Here is a 20819-nt window from a genome sequence, read left to right as displayed (position 1 = left end):
TACTGGCCAGAACCCATGCGGTGGGTGGCCTGTGGATAACTCGGCGGACGGGCGCCGGAGATCCCCCGGGAACGGTGATCCCGGCCCCGGTCCCGGCCGCGCCCTGCCTCGGACCCACGCCCCCGCGCTAAGGTCGCCCCCACAGAGACGTTACTCACGGGTAAGGGGAGTGGGCCATGCAACTCGGGATCAACCTCGGCTACTGGGGTGCCGGGATGGACGGGGACAATCTGGCCGTGGCCCAGGAGGCCGACCGGCTGGGGTACGCCGTGTGCTGGGCCGCCGAGGCGTACGGGTCCGACGCGGCCACGGTGCTCAGCTGGGTCGCCGCGCAGACCGAGCGCATCGACGTCGGCTCGGCCATCTTCCAGATCCCGGCCCGGCAGCCCGCGATGACCGCGATGACCGCCGCGACGCTCGACTCGCTCTCCGGCGGGCGCTTCCGGCTCGGCCTCGGCGTCTCCGGCCCGCAGGTCTCCGAGGGCTGGTACGGCGTCACGTTCGACAAGCCCCTGGCACGCACGCGTGAGTACGTCGAGATCGTGCGCAAGGCGATGACCCGGGAGCGGCTGACGTACGAGGGCGAGCACTGGACGCTGCCGCTGCCCGGCGGCCCGGGCAAGCCGATCAGGCTGACCGTGCATCCGCAGCGCGAGCACATCCCGCTGTACATCGCCGCGATCGGCCCGAAGAACCTGGAGCAGACCGGCGAGATCGCCGACGGCGCCCTGCTGATCTTCCCCTCCGCCGAGCACCTGGAGGAGACCACGATCACGCACCTGCGCGCGGGGCGCGAGAAGGCCGGCAAGACCCTCGACGGGTTCGACGTGTGCCCGACCCTGCCGCTGTCCGTCGGCGACGACAAGGACGTGGCCGGGCTCGCCGACGCGTTCCGCCCCTACACCGCCCTGTACGTGGGCGGCATGGGCAGCGCCAAGCAGAACTTCTACAACCAGCTCGCGCGGCGCATGGGATACGAGAAGGAGGCCGCCGAGATCCAGGAGAAGTACCTGTCCGGGGACAAGGCCGGTGCCGCGGCCGCCGTGCCGCACGACCTCATCGACAAGACGACGCTGCTGGGCTCCGTCGACCGGATCGCGGACCGGATGAAGGCCTACGCCGAGGCCGGGGTCACCACCCTCAGCCTCAACCCCGCGGGCTTCACGCTGGAGGAGCGGCTCGCCTCCCTGCGGGCCGGCAGCGAGGCGCTGGGGCGCGCCGGGCTCGCCTGACGGCCGCGGCCGAAGGTCTCAATAAAGGTTTCTGCGGCCGTGGTGGGGGCTCGGGGGTCTTCCCCGCCACGGCCGTCACCGGGAACAACGCGCCGGGCGCCGCGCGGTTACGACCCCGGCGTTCCTTCTTCCGGACCAGTCGCCCGGCATCCGTGTTGCGGCTCCTCTCCGCCCGCATTTGACTCGTGCTCTGCGAAATGTCGCGGATGATGCGAAATCATGCATCTTGCGGAGAGGTGACCTCGATGCTTTCGGCCAGGAGTCTGTTCCAGGAGATCCTCGACCACGACGAGTCCTTCCGGCTGTTCTGCTCCATCGCCGCAGGCGGGGAGTCCCAGGGCGGCTGGGAGAACGGGCGGATCGCCGCGCTCGTCCCGCGCAGCGAACGCGCGCTCGCCCCGAAGATCGCCCGCCACGGCGCCGACGAGAACAAGCACGGCCGGATCTTCCGCGCCCTGATGAGGAAGCGCGGGCTCACCCCCGTCGCCGTACCGCCCGAGACCGACTACACGATGCTCCTGGAACGGCGCGGCATCGGCCTCGCGCACGACAGACTCCGGCGCGACGCGCCGCTGTCCGTGCGGGACATCGTCGTCTACCTCTCCCACAGCCGGGTCACCGAGCAGCGCGCCGCCGAGCAGATGGCGATGCTCCGCCGGTACTTCGCCGACGATCCGGACGTCGGCAGGGCCGTACGCGTGATCTCCACCGACGAGGACAACCACCTCGCCTACACCCACGAGGAACTGCTGCGCCTCGCCGCCGCCGGACACGGCCGGCTGATCCAGCGCACCCTGCGCACATGCGCGCTCGCCGAGATCGCCGTCCACCGGGACGTCAGCCTCGCCGTCATGGCCCACATGGGGCGCATCCTCGGCTGGCCCCGGGCCAGGTCCGCGCTGCTCGCCGCCGCCATCCACGCGCTGTACGGCTACGAGCGCCTGGCCGGCTGGCACCGGCTGACGGCCCTGCGCATGCCCGAGCGCCGCGACGCCCTCGGCGGGCCCGCCGCCCCGGCCCACGAGTTCGCCTGAGCCGCCCCCGGCCTACAGCCAGTCGCGCCGTTTGAACAGGCGGTACAGCAGCACCTCCAGGGCGGCCATCAGCAGGATCACCGCCGGGTAGGACCACAGCCAGTGCAGCTCCGGCATGTGGTCGAAGTTCATGCCGTAGATCCCGGCGATCATCGTGGGCACCGCGGCCATCGCCGCCCACGCGGAGATCTTCCGCATGTCGTCGTTCTGCCGGACGCTCATCTGCGCCAGATGCGCCGAGAGGATGTCGGACACCAGCCGGTCCAGCGCCTCCACGGACTCGTTCACCCGCAGCAGATGGTCGCCCACGTCGCGGAAGAAGGGCCGCGCCTTGTCGTGCACGAACGGCACCGAGCCGCCGAACGGACCGGTGCCGGCGAGCCGGGTCAGCGGCACCGTCAGCGGGCCGGTGGCCCGGCGGAACTCCAGGACCTGCCGCTTGAAGGTGTAGATCCGGGACGCGGTGTGCCGCGAGCCGCCGCGCTCCGGCTGGAACACCTCCGTCTCCAACTCCTCCAGGTCCCGCTGGAGTTCCGCGGCCACGTCCAGATAGTGGTCGACGACCGCGTCGGAGATCGCGTACAGCACCGCGGTAGGGCCCTTGTCGAGCAGCTCCGGCTCGTCCTCCAGCCGGTGCCGTACGGCGGCCAGCGGCGAGCATGTGCCGTGGCGCACGGTCACCACGAAGGAGTCGCCGACGAAGACCATGATCTCGCCGGTCGCGACGGTGCCACCCTCGGGCTCGTAGACGACCGGTTTCAGCACCATGAACAGCGAGTCGGCGTACACGTCCAGCTTCGGCCGCTGATGCGCCTTGAGGGCGTCCTCGACCGCCAGGGGATGCAGCCCGAACTCCTCCGTGACCAGGCCGAACTCGCGCTCCGACGGCTCGTACAGCCCGATCCACACGAACCCGCCCGCCGCCCGCGCCTCGTCCAGCGCGTCGGACAGGTCCTCCGGGCCCTCGGTGCGGAGCCCGTGCCGGTAGACAGCGCAGTCCACGATCACGGAGCGCATTCTCCCCTCGTCCGCCCAGCGGCGCACGTGCTGATACGCCTACCCTGGGCCGCATGCCCACCCTGATCCTCGTAAGGCACGGACGGTCCACCGCCAACACCTCCGGTCTGCTCGCCGGATGGACGCCCGGCGTCGCCCTGGACGAGCGGGGCACCGCGCAGGCCGCCGCGCTGCCGGCCCGGCTCGCGGGCCTGCCGATCTCGGAGGTCGTCGCCAGCCCGCTCCAGCGCTGCCAGGAGACCGTGCGCCCGCTGCTGGAGGCCCGCCCGGGACTGCGCGTCCACACCGACGAACGGATCGGGGAGTGCCACTACGGCGACTGGTCCGGCCGCAAGCTCGCCGAGCTGAGTGACGAGCCGCTGATGGAGGTCGTCCAGGCCCACCCGTCGGCCGCCGCGTTCCCGGGCGGCGAGTCCCTGCGGGCCATGCAGACCCGCGCCGCCGAGGCCGTACGCGAGTGGAACGCGCGCGTGGAGCGCGACCACGGCGCCGACGCCGTCTATCTCATGTGCTCGCACGGCGACATCATCAAGTCCCTGGTCGCCGACGCCCTCGGGCTCCATCTCGACCTCTTCCAGCGGATCTCCGTGGAGCCCTGTTCCGTCACCGCGATCCGCTTCACCCGCCTGCGGCCGTTCCTGATCCGGCTCGGCGACACCGGGGACCTCGCCTCTCTCGCCCCGCGCGAACAGCCGGGCGCCGCACCGGACGAGGGCACCGGCGAGGGCGACGCACCGCTCGGGGGTGGTGCGGGCGCACCGTGATCGTCGGCCGCAGTAGGGTGAAGCGATCCACCGCACTCGGATCCGTCGCAGTCGCGTGACCCGCGTGGCCAGCACCGCCGAAGCTCTCGAACCCAATGGAGATCAGGACGTGTCCCGTCAGGTGTTCCTCTACGACCCGCCGGACCGCTTCGTCGCCGGCACGGTCGGACTGCCCGGACGCCGTACGTTCTTCCTCCAGGCCGTCGCAGGTTCCCGGGTGACCAGCGTGGCGCTGGAGAAGACGCAGGTGGCCGCGCTCGCCGAGCGCATGGACGAACTGCTCGACGAGGTCGTGCGGCGCAGCGGCGGCAGCGCGGCCGTCCCTGCCGTGGCGCCCACCGAGATCGCCGACACCGCCCCGCTGGAGACCCCCGTCGACGAGGAGTTCCGCGTCGGCACCATGGCGCTGGCCTGGGACGGCGAGGAACAGCGCATGATCGTCGAGGCGCAGGCCCTCGTGGAGCTGGACGCCGACACCGACGAGGACCTCGCCGAGGCCGAGGAACGACTGCTCCAGGACGAGGAGAACGGGCCCCCGATGCTGCGGGTCCGGCTGACCGGCGCGCAGGCCAGGGCCTTCGCCAAGCGTGCCCTCGACGTCGTCAACGCCGGGCGGCCGCCGTGCCCGCTGTGCAGCCTCCCGCTCGATCCGGAAGGACACGTATGTCCGCGCCAGAACGGATACCGCCGCGGAGCGTGACGTCCGTCGACACGACCGCCGACGCGGCCGCCGCGGAGCTGCTCGCGCGCGGTGAGCTGACCGTACGCGGCCGCATCCGCGAGGCGTCGAACGCCGCACTGTTCTGCACGGTCGCGTACGACGGCCGGGAAGCCTCCTGCATCTACAAGCCCGTGGCCGGGGAGCGCCCGCTGTGGGACTTCCCCGACGGCACCCTGGCCGGCCGCGAGGTGGCCTCCTACGCGGTCTCCGAGGCCACCGGCTGGGGCCTCGTCCCGCCGACCGTGCTGCGCGAGGGGCCGTACGGCGAGGGCATGTGCCAGCTGTGGATCGACGTCCAGGCCGAGGCGGAGCTGCTCGCCCTGGTGGACGCCGAGGAGCCGGAGCCGGGCTGGAAGGCGATCGGCCTGGCCGAGGTCGGCGAGGGCCGCACCGCGCTGCTCGTGCACGCCGACGACGAGCGGCTGCGCAGGCTCGCCGTCCTCGACGCAGTGATCAACAACGCCGACCGCAAGGGCGGTCATCTGCTGCCCACCGCCGAGGGCAGGCTCTACGGCATCGACCACGGTGTCACCTTCAACGTCGAGAACAAGCTCCGCACCCTGCTGTGGGGCTGGGCGGGGGAGCCGCTGACCGCGGAGGCCGTCGACGTGCTGACGGGCCTGCGGGAGGGCCTGGGCGGGCCGCTGGGCGAGCGGCTCGCCGCACTGATCACGCCGGCCGAGATCGACGCCACGCGCGCGCGTACCGAGGAACTGCTCTCCTCGGGCGTGCATCCGGAGCCGGGCGGGGAGTGGCCGGCGATCCCGTGGCCGCCCGTGTGAGCACAACGCCGGCGGATGTTCAAGACCGTCTAACGGGCCATCCGGCCCGATCCCGTTCGTATACGCAGCTCGTGGCCGGTTAGGCTCATGTACATGCATGCCTGGCCCGCTTCCGAGGTCCCCGCCCTGCCTGGTCAGGGCCGCGACCTGAGGATCCACGACACCGCGACCGGCGGTCCGGTCACCCTCGACCCCGGTCCCGTCGCCCGCATCTACGTCTGCGGCATCACTCCGTACGACGCGACCCACATGGGTCACGCGGCGACCTACAACGCGTTCGACCTCGTTCAGCGCGTGTGGCTCGACACCAAGCGGCAGGTCCACTACGTCCAGAACGTCACCGATGTCGACGATCCGCTGCTGGAGCGCGCGGAGCGGGACGACATCGACTGGGTCGCCCTCGCCGAGAAGGAGACGGCCCTCTTCCGCGAGGACATGACCGCCCTGCGGATGCTCCCGCCCCAGCACTACATAGGCGCCGTCGAGGCGATACCCGGCATCGTCCCGCTCGTGGAGCGGCTGCGCGAGCTCGGCGCGGCCTACGACCTGGACGGCGACATCTACTTCTCCGTCGAGTCCGACCCGAACTTCGGCAAGGTCTCGAACCTCGACGCGGCCGCGATGCGGCTGCTGTCCGCCGAGCGCGGCGGCGACCCGGAGCGCCCGGGCAAGAAGAACCCGCTCGACCCGATGCTGTGGATGGCGGCCCGCGAGGGCGAGCCCAGCTGGGACGGCGCCTCCCTCGGCCGGGGCAGGCCCGGCTGGCACATCGAGTGCGTGGCCATCGCCCTCGACCACCTCGGGATGGGCTTCGACGTCCAGGGCGGCGGCTCCGATCTCGCCTTCCCGCACCACGAGATGGGCGCCTCGCACGCCCAGGTGCTCACCGGTGAGTTCCCGATGGCCAAGGCGTACGTCCACGCCGGCATGGTCGCGCTGCACGGCGAGAAGATGTCGAAGTCCAAGGGCAACCTGGTCTTCGTCTCGGCGCTGCGCCGCGAGGGCGTCGACCCGGCGGCGATCCGGCTGGCCCTGCTGGCCCACCACTACCGCGCCGACTGGGAGTGGACCGACCAGGTCCTGGCGGACGCCGTCGCCCGCCTGGGCCGCTGGCGCGCCGCCGTCTCCCGCCCCGACGGCCCCAGTGCCGACGCCCTGGTCGAGGAGATCCGCGAGGCTCTGGCCCACGATCTGGACGCACCGGCCGCGCTCGCCGCGGTGGACCGCTGGGCGGAGCGCCAGGAGCAGGAGGGCGGCGCCGACACGGGTGCCCCCGGCCTGGTGACACGGGCGGTGGACGCCCTGCTGGGCGTGGCGGTCTAGCCACGTCGGCTCCGGTACGGCGGAACGGAGAAGGGGCGGTACGCGCGCGCGTACCGCCCCTTCCGTCACTCCTGGGTCACTCCTCGGAGTCCTCGTCGTCGTCCGGGCCGCCGGAGGCGTCGGGCCTCGGCGGCAGGGGCGGCCGGGTCCGTCCGCCCGGGTTGTCCCGCAGCCACGGGCCGGTGTCCGTGCCGTCCGCCGTCGCGTGGCCGCCCGGCGGGCTGACGTCCCGGCGCCGCAGGTACCGCTCGAACTCGCGGGCGATCGCCTCGCCGGACGCCTCCGGCAGCTCGGCGGTGTCCCGGGCCTCCTCCAGCGTCTGCACGTACTCGGCGACCTCGCTGTCCTCGGCCGCCAGCTGGTCCACGCCCACCTGCCAGGCGCGCGCGTCCTCGGGCAGCTCGCCCTGCGGGATGCGCAGGTCCAGCAGGTCCTCCAGCCGGTTGAGCAGCGCCAGCGTCGCCTTCGGGTTGGGCGGCTGGGAGACGTAGTGCGGTACGGCCGCCCACAGCGACACCGCCGGGACACCCGCGTGCGTGCACGCCTCCTGGAGCACACCGACGATGCCCGTCGGGCCCTCGTACTTGGTCTCCTCCAGGTCCATCCGCTGGGCCAGGTCCGCATCGGACGTGACCCCGCTGACCGGCACCGGACGCGTGTGCGGGGTGTCACCGAGCAGGGCGCCCAGGATGACCACCAGCTCCACGCCCAGCTCGTGCGCGAAGCCCAGCAGCTCGTTGCAGAACGAGCGCCAGCGCATGGACGGCTCGATGCCGCGCACCAGCACGAGATCGCGCGGCTTGTCGCCGCCGACGCGGACCACCGACAGCCTGGTCGTCGGCCATGTGATCTTGCGCACCCCGCCGTCCATGAAGACCGTGGGGCGGTTCACCTGGAAGTCGTAGTAGTCCTCGGCGTCCAGCGCCGCGAACACCTCGCCCTTGAACTCGCGTTCCAGATGCGCGACCGCCGTGGAGGCGGCGTCACCGGCATCGTTCCAGCCCTCGAACGCGGCCACCATGACTGGGTCGATCAGCTCGGGAACCCCCTCCAGCTCGATCACCCAGTGCCTCCTTCCGACGTGCCCTCGCCTGACTCACCAACCTTACGGCGTCCGGCGGGGGCGCCCGCAGCCCCCTTGCACGGGGGAGTGAACGGATCACTGCCCCGTTCACCAGTGCGGAACACCCTGCCTCACAGAGTGGACCGCAGCCACTGCTCCACGCTCGCGATGTGCACCGTGGCCCAGGAGCGGGCCGCCTCCGCGTCGCGGTCGCGCAGTGCGGCCAGGATCGCCCGGTGCTCGCGCAGGGTGCGGCCGACCGCGTCCTCCTGGGTCAGGCCACGCCAGATCCGCGCCCGTGTGGTCGGCCCCGACAGGCCGTCCAGCAGCGAGCAGAGCACGGAGTTGCCCGCGCCGCGCACGATGCCGCGATGGAACTCCAGGTCGGCGGCGACCAGCTCCTCCACCGAGGGTTGTGCGCCCAGCGCGTCCAACTGGGCGGAGAGCGCGTCCAGTTGCTGCTCGCTGATCCGGAAGGCCGCCATCGCCGTCGCGGCCGGCTCCAGGATCCGGCGCACCGCCAGGAACTCCAGCACGGTGTCGTCGCGGTGGAAGTCCACGACGAAGCTCATGGCCTCCAGCAGGAGTTGGGGGTCCAGGCTCGTGACGTACGTGCCGTCGCCCTGGCGCACGTCCAGGATCCGGATCAGCGACAGGGCCCGTACGGCCTCCCGCAGCGAGTTGCGGGACAGGCCGAGCTCGGCGGCCAGTTCGCTCTCCTTGGGCAGCCGGTCGCCGGGGCGCAGCGCACCCGAGACGATCATGCCCTTGATCTTCTCGATCGCCTCGTCGGTGACTGCCATGACCGGCCTCCCGTCGCCCGCCCCACACCTGAGACATCGGATGTCTCAGCACATTATGGAGGCAGACGCCAAGGGGCGGTCCCACCGCAGTGGGGCCGCCCCTTCGCCGTGTTCGCCTACTTCTTGTCGAGCAGGTCCTGGACCTTGCCGCGGACCTCGTCCGTGGCCAGACCGCGGATCGTCAGCGTCGTACGGCGGCGCAGCACGTCGTCCGCCGTCTCGGCCCACTCGTGGTCGCGGGCCCAGACGACCTGCGCCCAGATCTCCGGGGCGTCCGGGTGGACGCGCGCGGCCAGCTCCGGGTTCTCGTTCGCCAGCCGGGCGATGTCGAAGGCCAGGGAGCCGTAGTGGGTGGCCAGGTGCTTCGCCGTGTCGGCCGCCATGCGCGGACCGGGCGCCGGGTGGTCCACCAGCAGGCGGTGCGCGACGGCGCGCGGGTTGGCGACGCCGGGCAGCGGGAGCTTCTTCGGCAGCGAGGAGATCGGCTCGAAGTCGTCGCCGAGGGGGTGACCCGGCAGCGCCTCCAGCTTCTTCATGATCGTACGGCCGATGTGGCGGAAGGTGGTCCACTTGCCGCCCGCGACGGACAGCATGCCGCCCTTGCCCTCGGTCACCACCGTCTCGCGCTTGGCCTTGGCGGTGTCGCCGGGGCCGCCCGGCAGCACGCGCAGACCGGCGAACGCGTAGGTGATGAGGTCGCGCTGGAGCTGCTGGTCCCGGACGGAGAACGCCGCCTCGTCCAGGATCTGGGCTATGTCCTTCTCGGTGACGGAGACGTCCGCCGGGTCGCCCTCGAACTCCTCGTCGGTCGTGCCCAGCAGCAGCATGTCCTCCCAGGGGAGGGCGAAGGTGATGCGGTACTTGTCGATGGGGGTCGCGAGCGCGGCCTTCCAGGGGGAGGTGCGCTTGAGGACCAGGTGCGCGCCCTTCGACAGGCGGATGGACGGGGCCGCGTTCGGGTCCTCCATCTTCCGCAGGTGGTCGACCCAGGGGCCGGTCGCGTTCAGCACGAGGCGGGCGTCGACCCCGAACTCCTCGCCGGAGACACGGTCCTTGAGCTCGGCGCCGGTGACCCGGCCCTGGGTGAAGCGCAGGCCGGTGACCTCGGCGTGGTTGAGGACGACCGCGCCCGCCTCGACGGCCGCGCGGACCGTCATCAGCGCCATGCGCGCGTCGTTCATCTGGTCGTCGCCGTAGACGGCCACGGCCTTGAGGTTCTCGGTGCGCAGCTCCGGCACGTCCTGCGCCGCCTTGGCGGGGGACAGCAGGTGGCCGACGCCGTCGCCGAACGCGGAGAGCGCGGAGTAGGCGAAGACGCCCGCGCCGAGCTTCGCCGCGCCGTGCGGCCCGCCCTTGTACACGGGGAGGTAGAAGGTGAGCGGGTTCGCCAGGTGGGGGGCCACCTGGCGGGAGACCGCACGGCGCTCGAAGTGGTTCTCCGCCACCAGCTTCACCGCACCGGTCTGCAGGTAGCGCAGGCCGCCGTGGAGCAGCTTGGAGGAGGCGGAGGAGGTGGCACCGGCGAAGTCGCCGGAGTCGACCAGCGCCACCCTGAGTCCGGACTGCGCGGCGTGCCAGGCGGTGGAGATGCCCAGGATGCCGCCGCCGATCACAAGAAGGTCGTACGACGCCTTGGAGAGCTGCTCCCTGGTCTCGGCGCGGCTCGGGTTGGAGCCGGAGGCCGGGTGCGTCCCCAGGGCAGGCACGGACAGGGTGGACTGACTGGTCATGTCGGGTACTTACTCCTCGTCAGAGCTGAACTGTGGGGCAGCTCAGCTCTCGTCCTCGATCCAGCCCATGGTCCGGTCGACGGCCTTGAGCCAGTTCTTGTACTCACGGTCGCGGGTCTCCGCGTCCATGCGGGGGGTCCATTCGGCGGCCCGGCGCCAGTTGGCGCGCAGTTCGTCGGTGCTGGACCAGAAGCCGACGGCCAGGCCGGCGGCGTAGGCGGCGCCGAGGCAGGTGGTCTCCGCGACCATCGGGCGCACCACGGGCGCGTCCAGGACGTCGGAGAGCGTCTGCATCAGCAGGTTGTTGGCGGTCATGCCACCGTCGACCTTGAGGGCCACCAGCTCGTCGCCGGAGTCCTTGACCATGGCGTCGGCGATCTCCCGGGTCTGCCAGGCGGTGGCCTCCAGGACGGCGCGCGCGAGGTGCGCCTTGGTGACGTACCGGGTCAGACCGGCGATCACACCGCGGGCGTCGGAGCGCCAGTGCGGGGCGAACAGGCCCGAGAAGGCCGGCACGAAGTAGGCACCGCCGTTGTCCTCGACCGAGAGCGCGAGCGTCTCGATCTCGGCGGCGGTGGAGACGAGGCCCATCTGGTCGCGCATCCACTGCACCAGCGAGCCGGTGACGGCGATCGAGCCCTCCAGGGCGTAGACCGTCGGCTGGTCGCCGATCTTGTAGCCGACGGTGGTCAGCAGACCGGCGTAGGAGTTGATGATCTTGTCACCGGTGTTCATCACCATGAAGGTGCCGGTGCCGTAGGTCGACTTGGTCTCGCCCTCGGCGAAGCAGGTCTGGCCGAACAGGGCCGCCTGCTGGTCGCCGAGCGCGGAGGCGACCGGGATGCCGCCGAGCAGGTCGCCGAGCTTGCCGCCGGTGACCTCGCCGTAGACCTCGGCGGAGGAGCGGATCTCGGGCAGGATCTGCAGCGGCACGCCGATGGACTCGGCGATCTTGTCGTCCCACTCCATCGTGTGCAGGTTCATGAGGAGGGTGCGGGAGGCGTTGGTCACGTCGGTGACGTGCTTGCCGCCGTCGACACCGCCGGTCAGGTTCCAGATGACCCAGGTGTCCATGGTGCCGAAGAGGATGTCGCCGGCCTCGGCGCGCTCCTTGAGGCCCTCGACGTTGTCGAGCAGCCAGCGGGCCTTGGGCCCGGCGAAGTAGGAGGCCAGCGGCAGGCCGGTCTCACGGCGGAAGCGGTCCTGTCCGACGTTGCGGCCCAGCTCCCGGCACAGGGCGTCGGTGCGGGTGTCCTGCCAGACGATGGCGTTGTAGACGGGCTCACCGGTGTTCTTGTCCCACAGCACGGTGGTCTCGCGCTGGTTGGTGATGCCGATGGCCTTGATGTCGTCCCGGGTGATGCCGGCCTTGGCGATGGCACCGGCGACGACTTCCTGGACGTTGGTCCAGATCTCGTTGGCGTTGTGCTCGACCCAGCCCGGCTTCGGGAAGATCTGCTCGTGCTCCTTCTGGTCGACGGAGACGATGCGGCCGTCCCGGTCGAAGACGATGCAGCGGCTGGAGGTGGTGCCCTGGTCGATCGCGGCGATGAAGGGGCCTGCGGTGTGGGCGTCGGTCACTGTGTGCTCCTGAAAGATCCGTGGTGTGGGGGCTGTCCGTGGGGCGCGTGCCGGAAGACGGCGGGCTTCTCAGGCGAAGGCGACGTTGTAGATTCCGGCACCGATGGCGGCGCCGATCAGCGGACCGACCACCGGGATCCAGGCGTAGCTCCAGTCGGAACCACCCTTGTTGGGCAGCGGCAGCAGGGCGTGCACGATGCGCGGGCCCAGGTCACGGAAGGGGTTGATCGCGTACCCCGTCGGGCCGCCCAGGGAGAGACCGATCGACACCACCACGAGCGCGGTGACGAGGCCGCCGAGGACGCCGAGGCCGTTGCCCTTGTCGTTCAGGCCCTGGGTGAGGACCGCGAGGATGAGCACGACGGTGCCGATGATCTCCGTGGCGAGGTTCTGCGCCACGTTCCGGATCTCCGGACCGGTGGAGAAGATGCCGAGGACCGGGCCGGCACCCGTCTCCTCCGCCTCGACCGCCTTGGCGGCGGTGGCCTGCGCGCCCGGACCGCCGACGATCTCCTTGTCGGTCAGGTGCGCGTGGAACTGGCCGTAGTAGGCGACCCACACCAGGGCGGCACCGATCATCGCGCCGAGCAGCTGCCCGGCGAGGTAGACCGGGACGTTGGTCCAGTCGCTGTTCTTGATCGCGAGGGCGACGGTGACGGCCGGGTTGAGGTGTGCACCGGAGAGGGGGCCGGAGATGTACACGGCCGTCATGACGGCGAAGCCCCACCCGAAGGCGATGGCGAGCCAACCGGCGTTACGGGCCTTGGAGGCCTTCAGCGTGACGGCCGCGCAGACGCCGCCGCCGAGCAGGATGAGTATGGCGGTACCGATGGTCTCGCCGATGAAGATGTCGGAGCTGGACACCCGCGACTCCTTTGTCCTTCGTCCAGGGGACCGAACCCCGGGTCCCTCCGGGAGTTCGAGCTGCCCTCGGGGGTGAGAGCGATGCCGGCCCTTGGCGTTGTCACACTCTAGCGCGTATTGCCGGTAGGTGTTCGACAATGCCGACCGATGGACGGGAGTCTTGCTTCGGCGTCAGGCATGCGTCAAGGGTTCTGTTATTGAAAACAGGATCGTTATTGATCGCTTCGGGTTATCGCTCATCGCAGACCTGACGTAGGCACTGACGTGGGATCTCGGAAGATCTAGACCGATATGTCCACTTCAGGGTAGGGCGAGAACCGGAACGCCGCCCGGCGTCCCGGTCACCCTCGGTGAGGGGGAGGGGTGGTCAGAACCGGCCCGCGCCCAGGTCCCTGGAGACCGCGCGGGCGCAGTCGCGCACCGCCGCGATCAGCTCGGGCCGCAGCTCGCCGTCCCGGCACAGCCGCTCCACCGCGCCGGTGATGCCGACCGCGCCCACGGGCATCCGGCGCCGGTCGTGGATGGGCGCGGCGATGGACGCCACGCCCTCCCAGGTCTCTTCCACGTCGGCCGCGTACCCCCGCGCACGCGTGATGTCGAGCAGGTGCTCGAAGGCGTCCCACTCGCACACCGTGCGGTCCGTGAAGGCCTTCCGCTCGGTCTCCAGCGCCTCGCTGTGCGCCACCGGGTCGTACGCCGAGAGCACCTTGCCCAGCGCGGTCGAGTGCAGCGGCTGCATGACGCCGATCTCCAGCACCTGCCGGCTGTCGTCCGGCCGGAAGACGTGGTGCACGATCAGTACGCCCTGCTGGTGCAGGACCCCCAGGTGCACGCTCTCCCCGCTGGAGCGGGCCAGGTCGTCGGTCCACACCAGGGCCCGGGCGCGCAGCTCGTGCACATCCAGGTAGGTGGTGCCCAGGCGCAGCAGCTCCGCACCCAGCTGATAGCGCCCCGAGGTGTCGTCCTGCTCCACGAACCCCTCCTGCTGGAGGGTGCGCAGGATGCCGTGGGCGGTGCCCTTGGCGAGGCCCAGTGACGAGGCGATGTCCGACAGGCCCAGTCTCCGCTCGCCGCCCGCGAGCAGCCGCAGCATCGCGGCCGCCCGTTCGAGCGACTGGATGTTCCGTGCCATCGCCGTCCTGCCTCCGTCCCTTCGACCGCCGACGAACGCGGGGCGCGTCGTGCCGGCGTCGACTGTCGTCACCCGTCGTGCGCCGAGCATCGTCGCATGGTGTGCTACCCAGCGTTCGGCAATGCCGAACACTACCGGTCCATGTCGACCTCCCGCCAATGGTCGGCCGACACCTGTTACATCACACGTGTCCGGAGCGTGACGCCGGGGCCACCGGTCCGCCTCGTGGACGCCGCTGCCCATCCAAGCCCACTCCCGGTTACTCTGACGCCGTGCTCTTCCCCAGCCCGAACCGGGGAAGCCGCATAGCCGACAGCCGTCGCACCTAGGGAGCCCCTTCATGGCCTCGTTGCCAACGTCCCCCCATGCCGACAGCCGGACCCGGGTGTCCGCGCTCCGAGAGGCGCTCGCCACGCGCGTGGTGGTCGCGGACGGAGCCATGGGCACGATGCTCCAGGCTCAGGACCCGACCCTGGACGACTTCCAGCAGCTCGAGGGCTGCAACGAGATCCTCAACCTGACGCGCCCCGACATCGTCCGCTCCGTCCACGAGGCGTACTTCGCCGTGGGCGTGGACTGCGTCGAGACCAACACCTTCGGCGCCAACCACTCCGCGCTCGGCGAGTACGACATCCCCGAGCGCGTCCACGAGCTGTCCGAGGCCGGCGCCCGGGTGGCCCGCGAGGTCGCCGACGCGTTCCAGGCGCAGGACGGCCGGCAGCGCTGGGTCCTCGGCTCCATGGGCCCCGGCACCAAGCTGCCCACCCTCGGCCACGCCCCGTACCAGACCCTGCGCGACGCCTACCAGCGCAACGCCGAGGGCCTGGTCGCCGGCGGCGCCGACGCGCTGCTGGTGGAGACCACCCAGGACCTGCTCCAGACCAAGGCCGCCGTCCTCGGCGCCCGCCGCGGCCTGGAAGCCCTCGGACTCGACCTGCCGGTGATCGTCTCGGTGACGGTCGAGACCACCGGCACCATGCTTCTCGGCTCCGAGATCGGCGCGGCCCTGACCGCCCTGGAGCCGCTCGGCATCGACATGATCGGCCTGAACTGCGCCACCGGCCCGGCCGAGATGAGCGAGCACCTGCGCTACCTCGCCCGCAACGCCCGCATCCCGCTCTCCTGCATGCCCAACGCGGGCCTGCCGGTCCTCACCAAGGACGGCGCCAGCTACCCGCTGTCCGCGCCCGAGCTGGCGGACGCGCAGGAGACGTTCGTGCGCGAGTACGGCCTGTCGCTGGTGGGCGGCTGCTGCGGTACGACGCCGGAGCATCTGCGCCAGGTGGTCGAGCGGGTGCGCGGGGTGACGCCGCCCGGACGTGACCCGCGTCCGGAGCCGGGCGCGGCGTCCCTGTACCAGACGGTGCCGTTCCGGCAGGACACGTCGTACCTGGCGATCGGCGAGCGGACGAACGCGAACGGGTCGAAGAAGTTCCGTGAGGCGATGCTGGAGGGCCGCTGGGACGACTGTGTGGAGCTGGCGCGGGAGCAGATCCGCGAGGGCGCGCACCTGCTGGATCTGTGCGTGGACTACGTCGGCCGGGACGGTGTGGCCGACATGGAGGAGCTGGCCGGGCGGTTCGCGACGGCCTCGACGCTGCCCGTCGTGCTGGACTCCACCGAGGTCGACGTCATCCGGGCCGGTCTGGAGAAGCTGGGCGGCCGCGCGGTGATCAACTCGGTGAACTACGAGGACGGTGACGGGCCCGAGTCCCGATTCGCCCGGGTCACCCGGCTGGCCCGGGAGCACGGTGCCGCGCTGATCGCGCTCACCATCGATGAGGAAGGACAAGCCCGTACCCCGGAGAAGAAGGTGGAGATCGCCGAGCGGCTGATCGCCGACCTGACGGGGAACTGGGGCATCCGCGAGGAGGACATCCTCATCGACACCCTGACGTTCACGATCTGCACCGGCCAGGAGGAGTCCCGCAGGGACGGCCTGGCCACCATCGAGGCGATCCGGGAGCTCAAGCGCCGTCACCCGGACGTGCAGACCACGCTGGGCCTGTCGAACATCTCCTTCGGCCTGAACCCGGCCGCCCGCATCCTGCTCAACAGCGTCTTCCTCGACGAGTGCGTGAAGGCGGGCCTGGACTCGGCGATCGTGCACGCCTCCAAGATCCTGCCCATCGCCCGCTTCGACGACGAGCAGGTCACCACCGCCCTGGACCTGATCCACGACCGCCGTGCCGAGGGCTACGACCCGCTCCAGAAGCTGATGCAGCTCTTCGAGGGCGCGACGGCGAAGTCGCTGAAGGCCGGCAAGGCCGAAGAACTCGCCGCCCTCCCGCTGGAGGAGCGCCTGAAGCGCCGGATCATCGACGGCGAGAAGAACGGCCTGGAGGCCGACCTGGACACGGCCCTCGCGGACCGGCCGGCCCTCGACATCGTCAACGAGACCCTCCTGGACGGCATGAAGGTCGTCGGTGAGCTGTTCGGCTCGGGGCAGATGCAGCTGCCGTTCGTGCTCCAGTCCGCCGAGGTGATGAAGTCTGCGGTGGCCTATCTGGAGCCGCACATGGAGAAGTCGGACGCCGAGGGCAAGGGCACGATCGTGCTGGCCACGGTGCGCGGCGACGTGCACGACATCGGCAAGAACCTGGTCGACATCATCCTGTCCAACAACGGCTACAACGTGGTCAACCTCGGCATCAAGCAGCCGGTCTCGGCGATCCTGGAGGCGGCCGAGGAACACCGGGCCGACGTGATCGGCATGTCCGGGCTGCTCGTGAAGTCCACGGTGATCATGAAGGAGAACCTGGAGGAGCTCAACCAGCGCAAGCTGGCGGCGACCTACCCGGTGATCCTGGGCGGGGCCGCGCTCACCCGCGCCTACGTCGAGCAGGACCTGCACGAGATCTACGAGGGCGAGGTCCGCTACGCCCGCGACGCCTTCGAGGGCCTGCGCCTGATGGACGCCCTCATCGGCGTCAAGCGCGGTGTCCCCGGAGCCAGGCTGCCCGAGCTCAAGCAGCGCCGGGTGCGGGCCGCGGCCGTCGCCGAGACCGAGGAACGCCCGGAGGAGGGACACGTCCGCTCCGACGTCGCCACCGACAACCCGGTGCCGGCCCCGCCGTTCTGGGACACCCGGATCGTCAAGGGCATCCAGCTCAAGGAGTACGCCTCCTGGCTCGACGAGGGCGCACTGTTCAAGGGCCAGTGGGGGCTGCGGCAGGCTCGCACCGGTGAGGGACCGTCGTACGAGGACCTGGTGGAGAGCGAGGGCCGGCCGCGGCTGCGCGGTCTGCTGGACCGGCTCCAGACCGAGAACCTCCTCGAAGCGGCCGTCGTCTACGGCTACTTCCCCTGCGTGTCCAAGGACGACGACCTGATCATCCTGGACGACCGGGGCAACGAGCGCACCCGCTTCACCTTCCCGCGCCAGCGCCGCGGCCGCCGGCTGTGCCTGGCCGACTTCTTCCGCCCGGAGGAGTCGGGCGAGACGGACGTCGTCGGCCTCCAGGTCGTCACCGTCGGCTCCCGCATCGGCGAGGAGACGGCCAAGCTCTTCGAGGCCAACTCCTACCGTGACTACCTCGAACTGCACGGCCTGTCCGTGCAGTTGGCCGAGGCGCTCGCCGAGTACTGGCACGCCCGCGTCCGCACCGAGCTCGGCTTCGCCGGTGAGGACCCGGCCGACATCGAGGACATGTTCGCCCTGAAGTACCGGGGCGCGCGCTTCTCCCTCGGCTACGGTGCCTGCCCCAACCTGGAGGACCGCTCGAAGATCGCCGAGCTGCTCCGGCCCGAGCGGATCGGTGTCCACCTGTCCGAGGAGTTCCAGCTGCACCCCGAGCAGTCCACGGACGCGATCGTGATCCACCACCCGGAGGCGAAGTACTTCAACGCCCGGTGAGGCGCGTCTCACCCGGCACACTGATCGGATAAGTCGTACACTTGTCGGTCCACTGCAGGCCGGTTCCCGCGCGGGAACCGGCCTGCTCGTCCCGCAAGGAGGTGCGTGGATGACCAGTACGGTCCCCGCGCTCGGCACTCGTACGGCCGAAGGCTCGGCGCTGCAGGCGGTGCTCCTGGACATGGACGGCACCCTGGTGGACACCGAGGGTTTCTGGTGGGACGTCGAGGTCGAGGTCTTCGCCGCGCTCGGCCACACCCTGGACGAGTCCTGGCGGCACGTCGTGGTGGGCGGCCCCATGACGCGCAGCGCCGGCTTCCTCATCGAGGCCACCGGCGCAGCCGTCACCCTCGCCGAACTCAGCGTGCTGCTCAACGAGGGCTTCGAGAGCCGCATCGGCCGCACCCTGCCGCTGATGCCGGGCGCCGCACGGCTCCTCGCCGAACTGCACGAACAGGCCGTGCCCACGGCCCTGGTCTCGGCCTCGCACCGGCGCATCATCGACCGTGTGCTGAGCGTGCTCGGCCCGCACCACTTCGCGCTGTCCATCGCGGGCGACGAGGTCTCGCGCACCAAGCCCTACCCCGACCCGTACCTGCTCGCCGCGGCGGGGCTCGGCGCCGACCCGGCCCGCTGCGCGGTCGTCGAGGACACCACGACCGGGGTCGCCGCCGCCGAGGCGGCGGGCTGCCGGGTGGTCGCCGTACCGTCCGTCGCCCCCATCGCCCCGGCCTCCGGACGCACCGTCGTGACCTCCCTGGAAGAGGTCGACCTGGCATTTCTGCGCGGCTTGATGACGGAAATGCCCTAGCCGTTCACTGCGGGTACCCCCGCTACGAAGAGACGTCCTGGACAAATATCCGGGGAAGTACACCCGAGTGGAATTCGCGTCCCGCCGCGCGGCCTAATTCCACTGACTGCCCGCACAGTTGAGGGTGTGACGTTCCCCACCCTCGCGGGTCTCGACAACGTTGCCCGAGTGTGCTGAGCCGTCCCGTTCGAGGGGGATCGGTGGTTCCTTGTGTCCTGATTGGTGAGAAGCTGCACTAATCCTGCCGCTGTCGGGTTTTCTGTGCGTCCGCAGCCGGTTTCACTGCGTGATGGCAGACCAACTCGCCGGGCCGTGAAGCCTCCTGCGGGCGCGGACTAATCTCGTCGCGAGAACATCGCCGCATCCCCCGCGTTTCCGCCGCACCATCCCCGCGTGCCGGATACACGGACCCGAACAGCTCTGGAGAAACTCCCGCATGAACCGCAAGACTTTGGTGCTGCCGGCGCTGGCCGGCCTGCTCACCCCGGTTCTCGCCGCGTGCGGCGGATCCGGCGGCGGGGGCAAGAGCGGCGGCGCCATCGTCGTGGGCACCACGGACCGGTTCACCGCCACGAAGGAAGCCCCGGCGCCGCTCGACCCGGCCTACGCCTACGACGTCGGCCTCTGGAACATCCTGCGCCAGACCCAGCAGACGCTGATGGCGCAGCCCAAGGGCGAGGGCGACCCCGTCCCGGACGCCGCCGAGAGCTGCGGCTTCACGGACAGCGGTAGCGAGCGCTACGCCTGCAAGCTCCGCGACGGACTGAAGTTCGCCAACGGCGACCCGGTGACCGCCGAGGACGTCAAGTACTCCATCGAGCGCGTGCTGAGCCTCAAGTCGGACAGCGGTGTCTCCGCCCTGCTGAACACGATCGACACGATCGAGACGCAGGGCGACCGCGACGTCATCTTCCACCTCAAGACGGCCGACGCCACCTTCCCGTACAAGCTGTCCACCCCGCCCGCGGGCATCGTCGACCCGAAGGACTACGCGAAGGACAAGCTGCGCGACGGCTTCTCGGTGGACGGCTCCGGCCCCTACACCTTCCAGGCCGAGGTCAAGGACAACGCGATCGTCAGCGCCACCTTCACCAAGAACCCTTCGTACAAGGGCAGCGTGACGGTGAAGAACGACAAGGTCGTGATGCGCTCCTACGACTCCGCCGCGGCCATGGGCACGGCGATCGACAAGGGCGACATCGACGTCATGACCCGCGCCATGGACCCGGCGCAGATCCAGAAGCTGGACTCCGGCAGCGACAACAAGGTCGACCTCGTCGACATGCCGGGCCTGGAGATCCGCTACCTCGCCTTCAACACCGACGCGCCCTCGGTGAAGTCCAAGGCAGTCCGCCAGGCCATGGCCCAGCTGATCAACCGCGGCGAACTGGTCAACAAGGTCTACGGAACCGAGGCCGAGCCGCTGTACTCGCTGGTCCCGGCCACCATCACGGGCCACTCCAACTCGTTCTTCAACAAGTACGGCAACCCCAGCGCCGCCAAGGCGAAGGACCTGCTCACCAAGGCCGGCATCACCACCCCGGTGAAGCTGACCCTGCACTACACGACCGACCACTACGGCACGGCCACGAAGCAGGAGTTCGAGGTCCTGCAGAAGCAGCTCAACGACAGCGGGCTGTTCGACGTCTCCATCCAGGGGCACCCCTGGGAGCAGTTCCGGCCCGCCGAGAAGAAGGGCCAGTACGACGTCTACGGCATGGGCTGGTTCCCCGACTTCCCGGACGCCGACAACTTCCTCGCGCCCTTCCTCGACAAGGACAACTTCCTCGGCTCGCCGTACTCCAACCCCACCATCCAGAACACGCTGATCCCGGCGTCCCGCCGCGAGGCCGACCGGCTCTCCGCCGCCAAGAGCCTGACCCAGATCCAGGACACCGTCGCCGAGGACGTCCCGGTCCTGCCGCTGTGGCAGGGCAAGCAGTACGTCGCCGCACGGGACGACATCACGGGTGTCTCGTACGCCCTCAACTCCTCCTCGACACTTCAGCTGTGGGAGCTCGGCCGCGGTGTGAGCGGCTGACGGCTCCCCTCATCCGGGGGGCCGGGGACGGCTGCCCGGGACCCGGGGCCAGGACGGTGGCCCCG

The 20819-nt window shown here is 70.6% G+C and carries 16 protein-coding genes; 9 read left to right on the top strand and 7 right to left on the bottom strand.

What is annotated here, in order from left to right:
* Positions 1-176 precede the first annotated feature (176 nt).
* A complete protein-coding gene (locus tag BIV25_RS31055; RefSeq protein ID WP_071375795.1) occupies positions 177-1232 on the top strand; it encodes an LLM class F420-dependent oxidoreductase in 1056 nt (351 codons plus the stop codon).
* Positions 1233-1477: 245 nt separating this feature from the next.
* The gene (locus tag BIV25_RS31050) at positions 1478-2266 is read left to right on the top strand and encodes a ferritin-like domain-containing protein (RefSeq protein WP_071375794.1); all 789 of its coding nucleotides are present in this window, start codon (positions 1478-1480) and stop codon (positions 2264-2266) included.
* Between the two features lie 12 nt (positions 2267-2278).
* Here BIV25_RS31050 and corA read toward each other — a convergent pair whose 3' ends face one another.
* On the bottom strand, positions 2279-3274 hold the full coding sequence (gene corA / locus BIV25_RS31045) for a magnesium/cobalt transporter CorA (RefSeq protein ID WP_071375914.1): 996 nt from the start codon (positions 3272-3274) through the stop codon (positions 2279-2281).
* A 62-nt stretch (positions 3275-3336) separates the two neighbouring features.
* On the opposite strand from corA, the gene BIV25_RS31040 reads away from it, so the two are divergent.
* The 4 genes from BIV25_RS31040 (at position 3337) to mshC (ending at position 6873) form a co-directional block, all read left to right on the top strand.
* Entirely contained in the window at positions 3337-4047 is a 711-nt protein-coding gene (locus BIV25_RS31040; protein ID WP_071375793.1) for a histidine phosphatase family protein, read from the top strand.
* 109 nt (positions 4048-4156) lie between these two features.
* A complete protein-coding gene (locus BIV25_RS31035) occupies positions 4157-4747 on the top strand; it encodes a DUF3090 domain-containing protein (RefSeq protein ID WP_071375792.1) in 591 nt (196 codons plus the stop codon).
* On the top strand, positions 4711-5550 hold the full coding sequence (locus BIV25_RS31030; protein WP_071375791.1) for an SCO1664 family protein: 840 nt from the start codon (positions 4711-4713) through the stop codon (positions 5548-5550). Before BIV25_RS31035 ends, BIV25_RS31030 begins: the two co-directional genes overlap by 37 nt.
* 93 nt (positions 5551-5643) lie before the next feature.
* Positions 5644-6873, top strand: a complete 1230-nt coding sequence (gene mshC, locus BIV25_RS31025; protein ID WP_071375913.1) for a cysteine--1-D-myo-inosityl 2-amino-2-deoxy-alpha-D-glucopyranoside ligase — start codon at positions 5644-5646, stop codon at positions 6871-6873.
* 76 nt (positions 6874-6949) lie between these two features.
* Here the strand turns inward: mshC and BIV25_RS31020 are convergent, their stop codons facing one another.
* The 6 genes from BIV25_RS31020 to BIV25_RS30995 all read right to left on the bottom strand — a co-directional run bounded on the left by BIV25_RS31020 (position 6950) and on the right by BIV25_RS30995 (position 14046).
* Positions 6950-7936 (bottom strand): PAC2 family protein, encoded by a 987-nt coding sequence (locus BIV25_RS31020; RefSeq protein WP_071375790.1) that lies wholly within the window; start codon positions 7934-7936, stop codon positions 6950-6952.
* Between the two features lie 131 nt (positions 7937-8067).
* Positions 8068-8739 carry a FadR/GntR family transcriptional regulator gene (locus BIV25_RS31015; protein WP_071375789.1) on the bottom strand — a complete coding sequence of 224 codons (672 nt, stop codon included), beginning with the start codon at positions 8737-8739 and terminating at the stop codon, positions 8068-8070.
* Positions 8740-8855: 116 nt separating this feature from the next.
* Complete coding sequence (locus BIV25_RS31010) at positions 8856-10469, bottom strand: glycerol-3-phosphate dehydrogenase/oxidase (protein WP_071375788.1); 1614 nt, start codon at positions 10467-10469, stop codon at positions 8856-8858.
* 42 nt (positions 10470-10511) lie between these two features.
* Positions 10512-12050: a glycerol kinase GlpK gene (glpK, locus tag BIV25_RS31005; protein WP_071375787.1), complete on the bottom strand. Its 1539-nt coding sequence runs from the start codon at positions 12048-12050 to the stop codon at positions 10512-10514.
* A gap of 69 nt (positions 12051-12119) precedes the next feature.
* A complete protein-coding gene (locus tag BIV25_RS31000; RefSeq protein WP_071375786.1) occupies positions 12120-12914 on the bottom strand; it encodes an MIP/aquaporin family protein in 795 nt (264 codons plus the stop codon).
* A gap of 367 nt (positions 12915-13281) precedes the next feature.
* Positions 13282-14046 carry an IclR family transcriptional regulator gene (locus BIV25_RS30995; protein ID WP_071375785.1) on the bottom strand — a complete coding sequence of 255 codons (765 nt, stop codon included), beginning with the start codon at positions 14044-14046 and terminating at the stop codon, positions 13282-13284.
* Positions 14047-14386: 340 nt separating this feature from the next.
* Between BIV25_RS30995 and metH the strand changes: the two genes are divergently transcribed.
* The 3 genes from metH to BIV25_RS30980 all read left to right on the top strand — a co-directional run bounded on the left by metH (position 14387) and on the right by BIV25_RS30980 (position 20754).
* Positions 14387-17902 carry a methionine synthase gene (gene metH / locus BIV25_RS30990; protein ID WP_071375784.1) on the top strand — a complete coding sequence of 1172 codons (3516 nt, stop codon included), beginning with the start codon at positions 14387-14389 and terminating at the stop codon, positions 17900-17902.
* Between the two features lie 109 nt (positions 17903-18011).
* On the top strand, positions 18012-18713 hold the full coding sequence (locus BIV25_RS30985) for an HAD family phosphatase (RefSeq protein ID WP_071375783.1): 702 nt from the start codon (positions 18012-18014) through the stop codon (positions 18711-18713).
* A 436-nt stretch (positions 18714-19149) separates the two neighbouring features.
* Complete coding sequence (locus tag BIV25_RS30980; RefSeq protein WP_071375782.1) at positions 19150-20754, top strand: ABC transporter substrate-binding protein; 1605 nt, start codon at positions 19150-19152, stop codon at positions 20752-20754.
* Positions 20755-20819: the final 65 nt, after the last annotated feature.

The organism is Streptomyces sp. MUSC 14 (genome assembly GCF_001866675.1).
Classification (GTDB): Bacteria; Actinomycetota; Actinomycetes; order Streptomycetales; family Streptomycetaceae; genus Streptomyces.
The sequence above is the reverse complement of the archived record's forward strand: the minus strand, read 5'-3'. Positions and strand labels throughout refer to the sequence as shown.

Bases quoted from the DNA above. Each gene is read 5' to 3' on its own strand.
- BIV25_RS31055 (WP_071375795.1), top strand. From the start codon at position 177: ATGCAACTCGGGATCAACCTCGGCTACTGGGGTGCCGGGATGGACGGG.
- BIV25_RS31050 (WP_071375794.1), top strand. From the start codon at position 1,478: ATGCTTTCGGCCAGGAGTCTGTTCCAGGAGATCCTCGACCACGACGAG.
- BIV25_RS31040 (WP_071375793.1), top strand. From the start codon at position 3,337: ATGCCCACCCTGATCCTCGTAAGGCACGGACGGTCCACCGCCAACACC.
- BIV25_RS31030 (WP_071375791.1), top strand. From the start codon at position 4,711: ATGTCCGCGCCAGAACGGATACCGCCGCGGAGCGTGACGTCCGTCGAC.
- mshC (WP_071375913.1), top strand. From the start codon at position 5,644: ATGCATGCCTGGCCCGCTTCCGAGGTCCCCGCCCTGCCTGGTCAGGGC.
- BIV25_RS31015 (WP_071375789.1), bottom strand. From the start codon at position 8,739: ATGGCAGTCACCGACGAGGCGATCGAGAAGATCAAGGGCATGATCGTC.
- BIV25_RS31010 (WP_071375788.1), bottom strand. From the start codon at position 10,469: ATGACCAGTCAGTCCACCCTGTCCGTGCCTGCCCTGGGGACGCACCCG.
- BIV25_RS30995 (WP_071375785.1), bottom strand. From the start codon at position 14,046: ATGGCACGGAACATCCAGTCGCTCGAACGGGCGGCCGCGATGCTGCGG.
- metH (WP_071375784.1), top strand. From the start codon at position 14,387: ATGGCCTCGTTGCCAACGTCCCCCCATGCCGACAGCCGGACCCGGGTG.
- BIV25_RS30985 (WP_071375783.1), top strand. From the start codon at position 18,012: ATGACCAGTACGGTCCCCGCGCTCGGCACTCGTACGGCCGAAGGCTCG.
- BIV25_RS30980 (WP_071375782.1), top strand. From the start codon at position 19,150: ATGAACCGCAAGACTTTGGTGCTGCCGGCGCTGGCCGGCCTGCTCACC.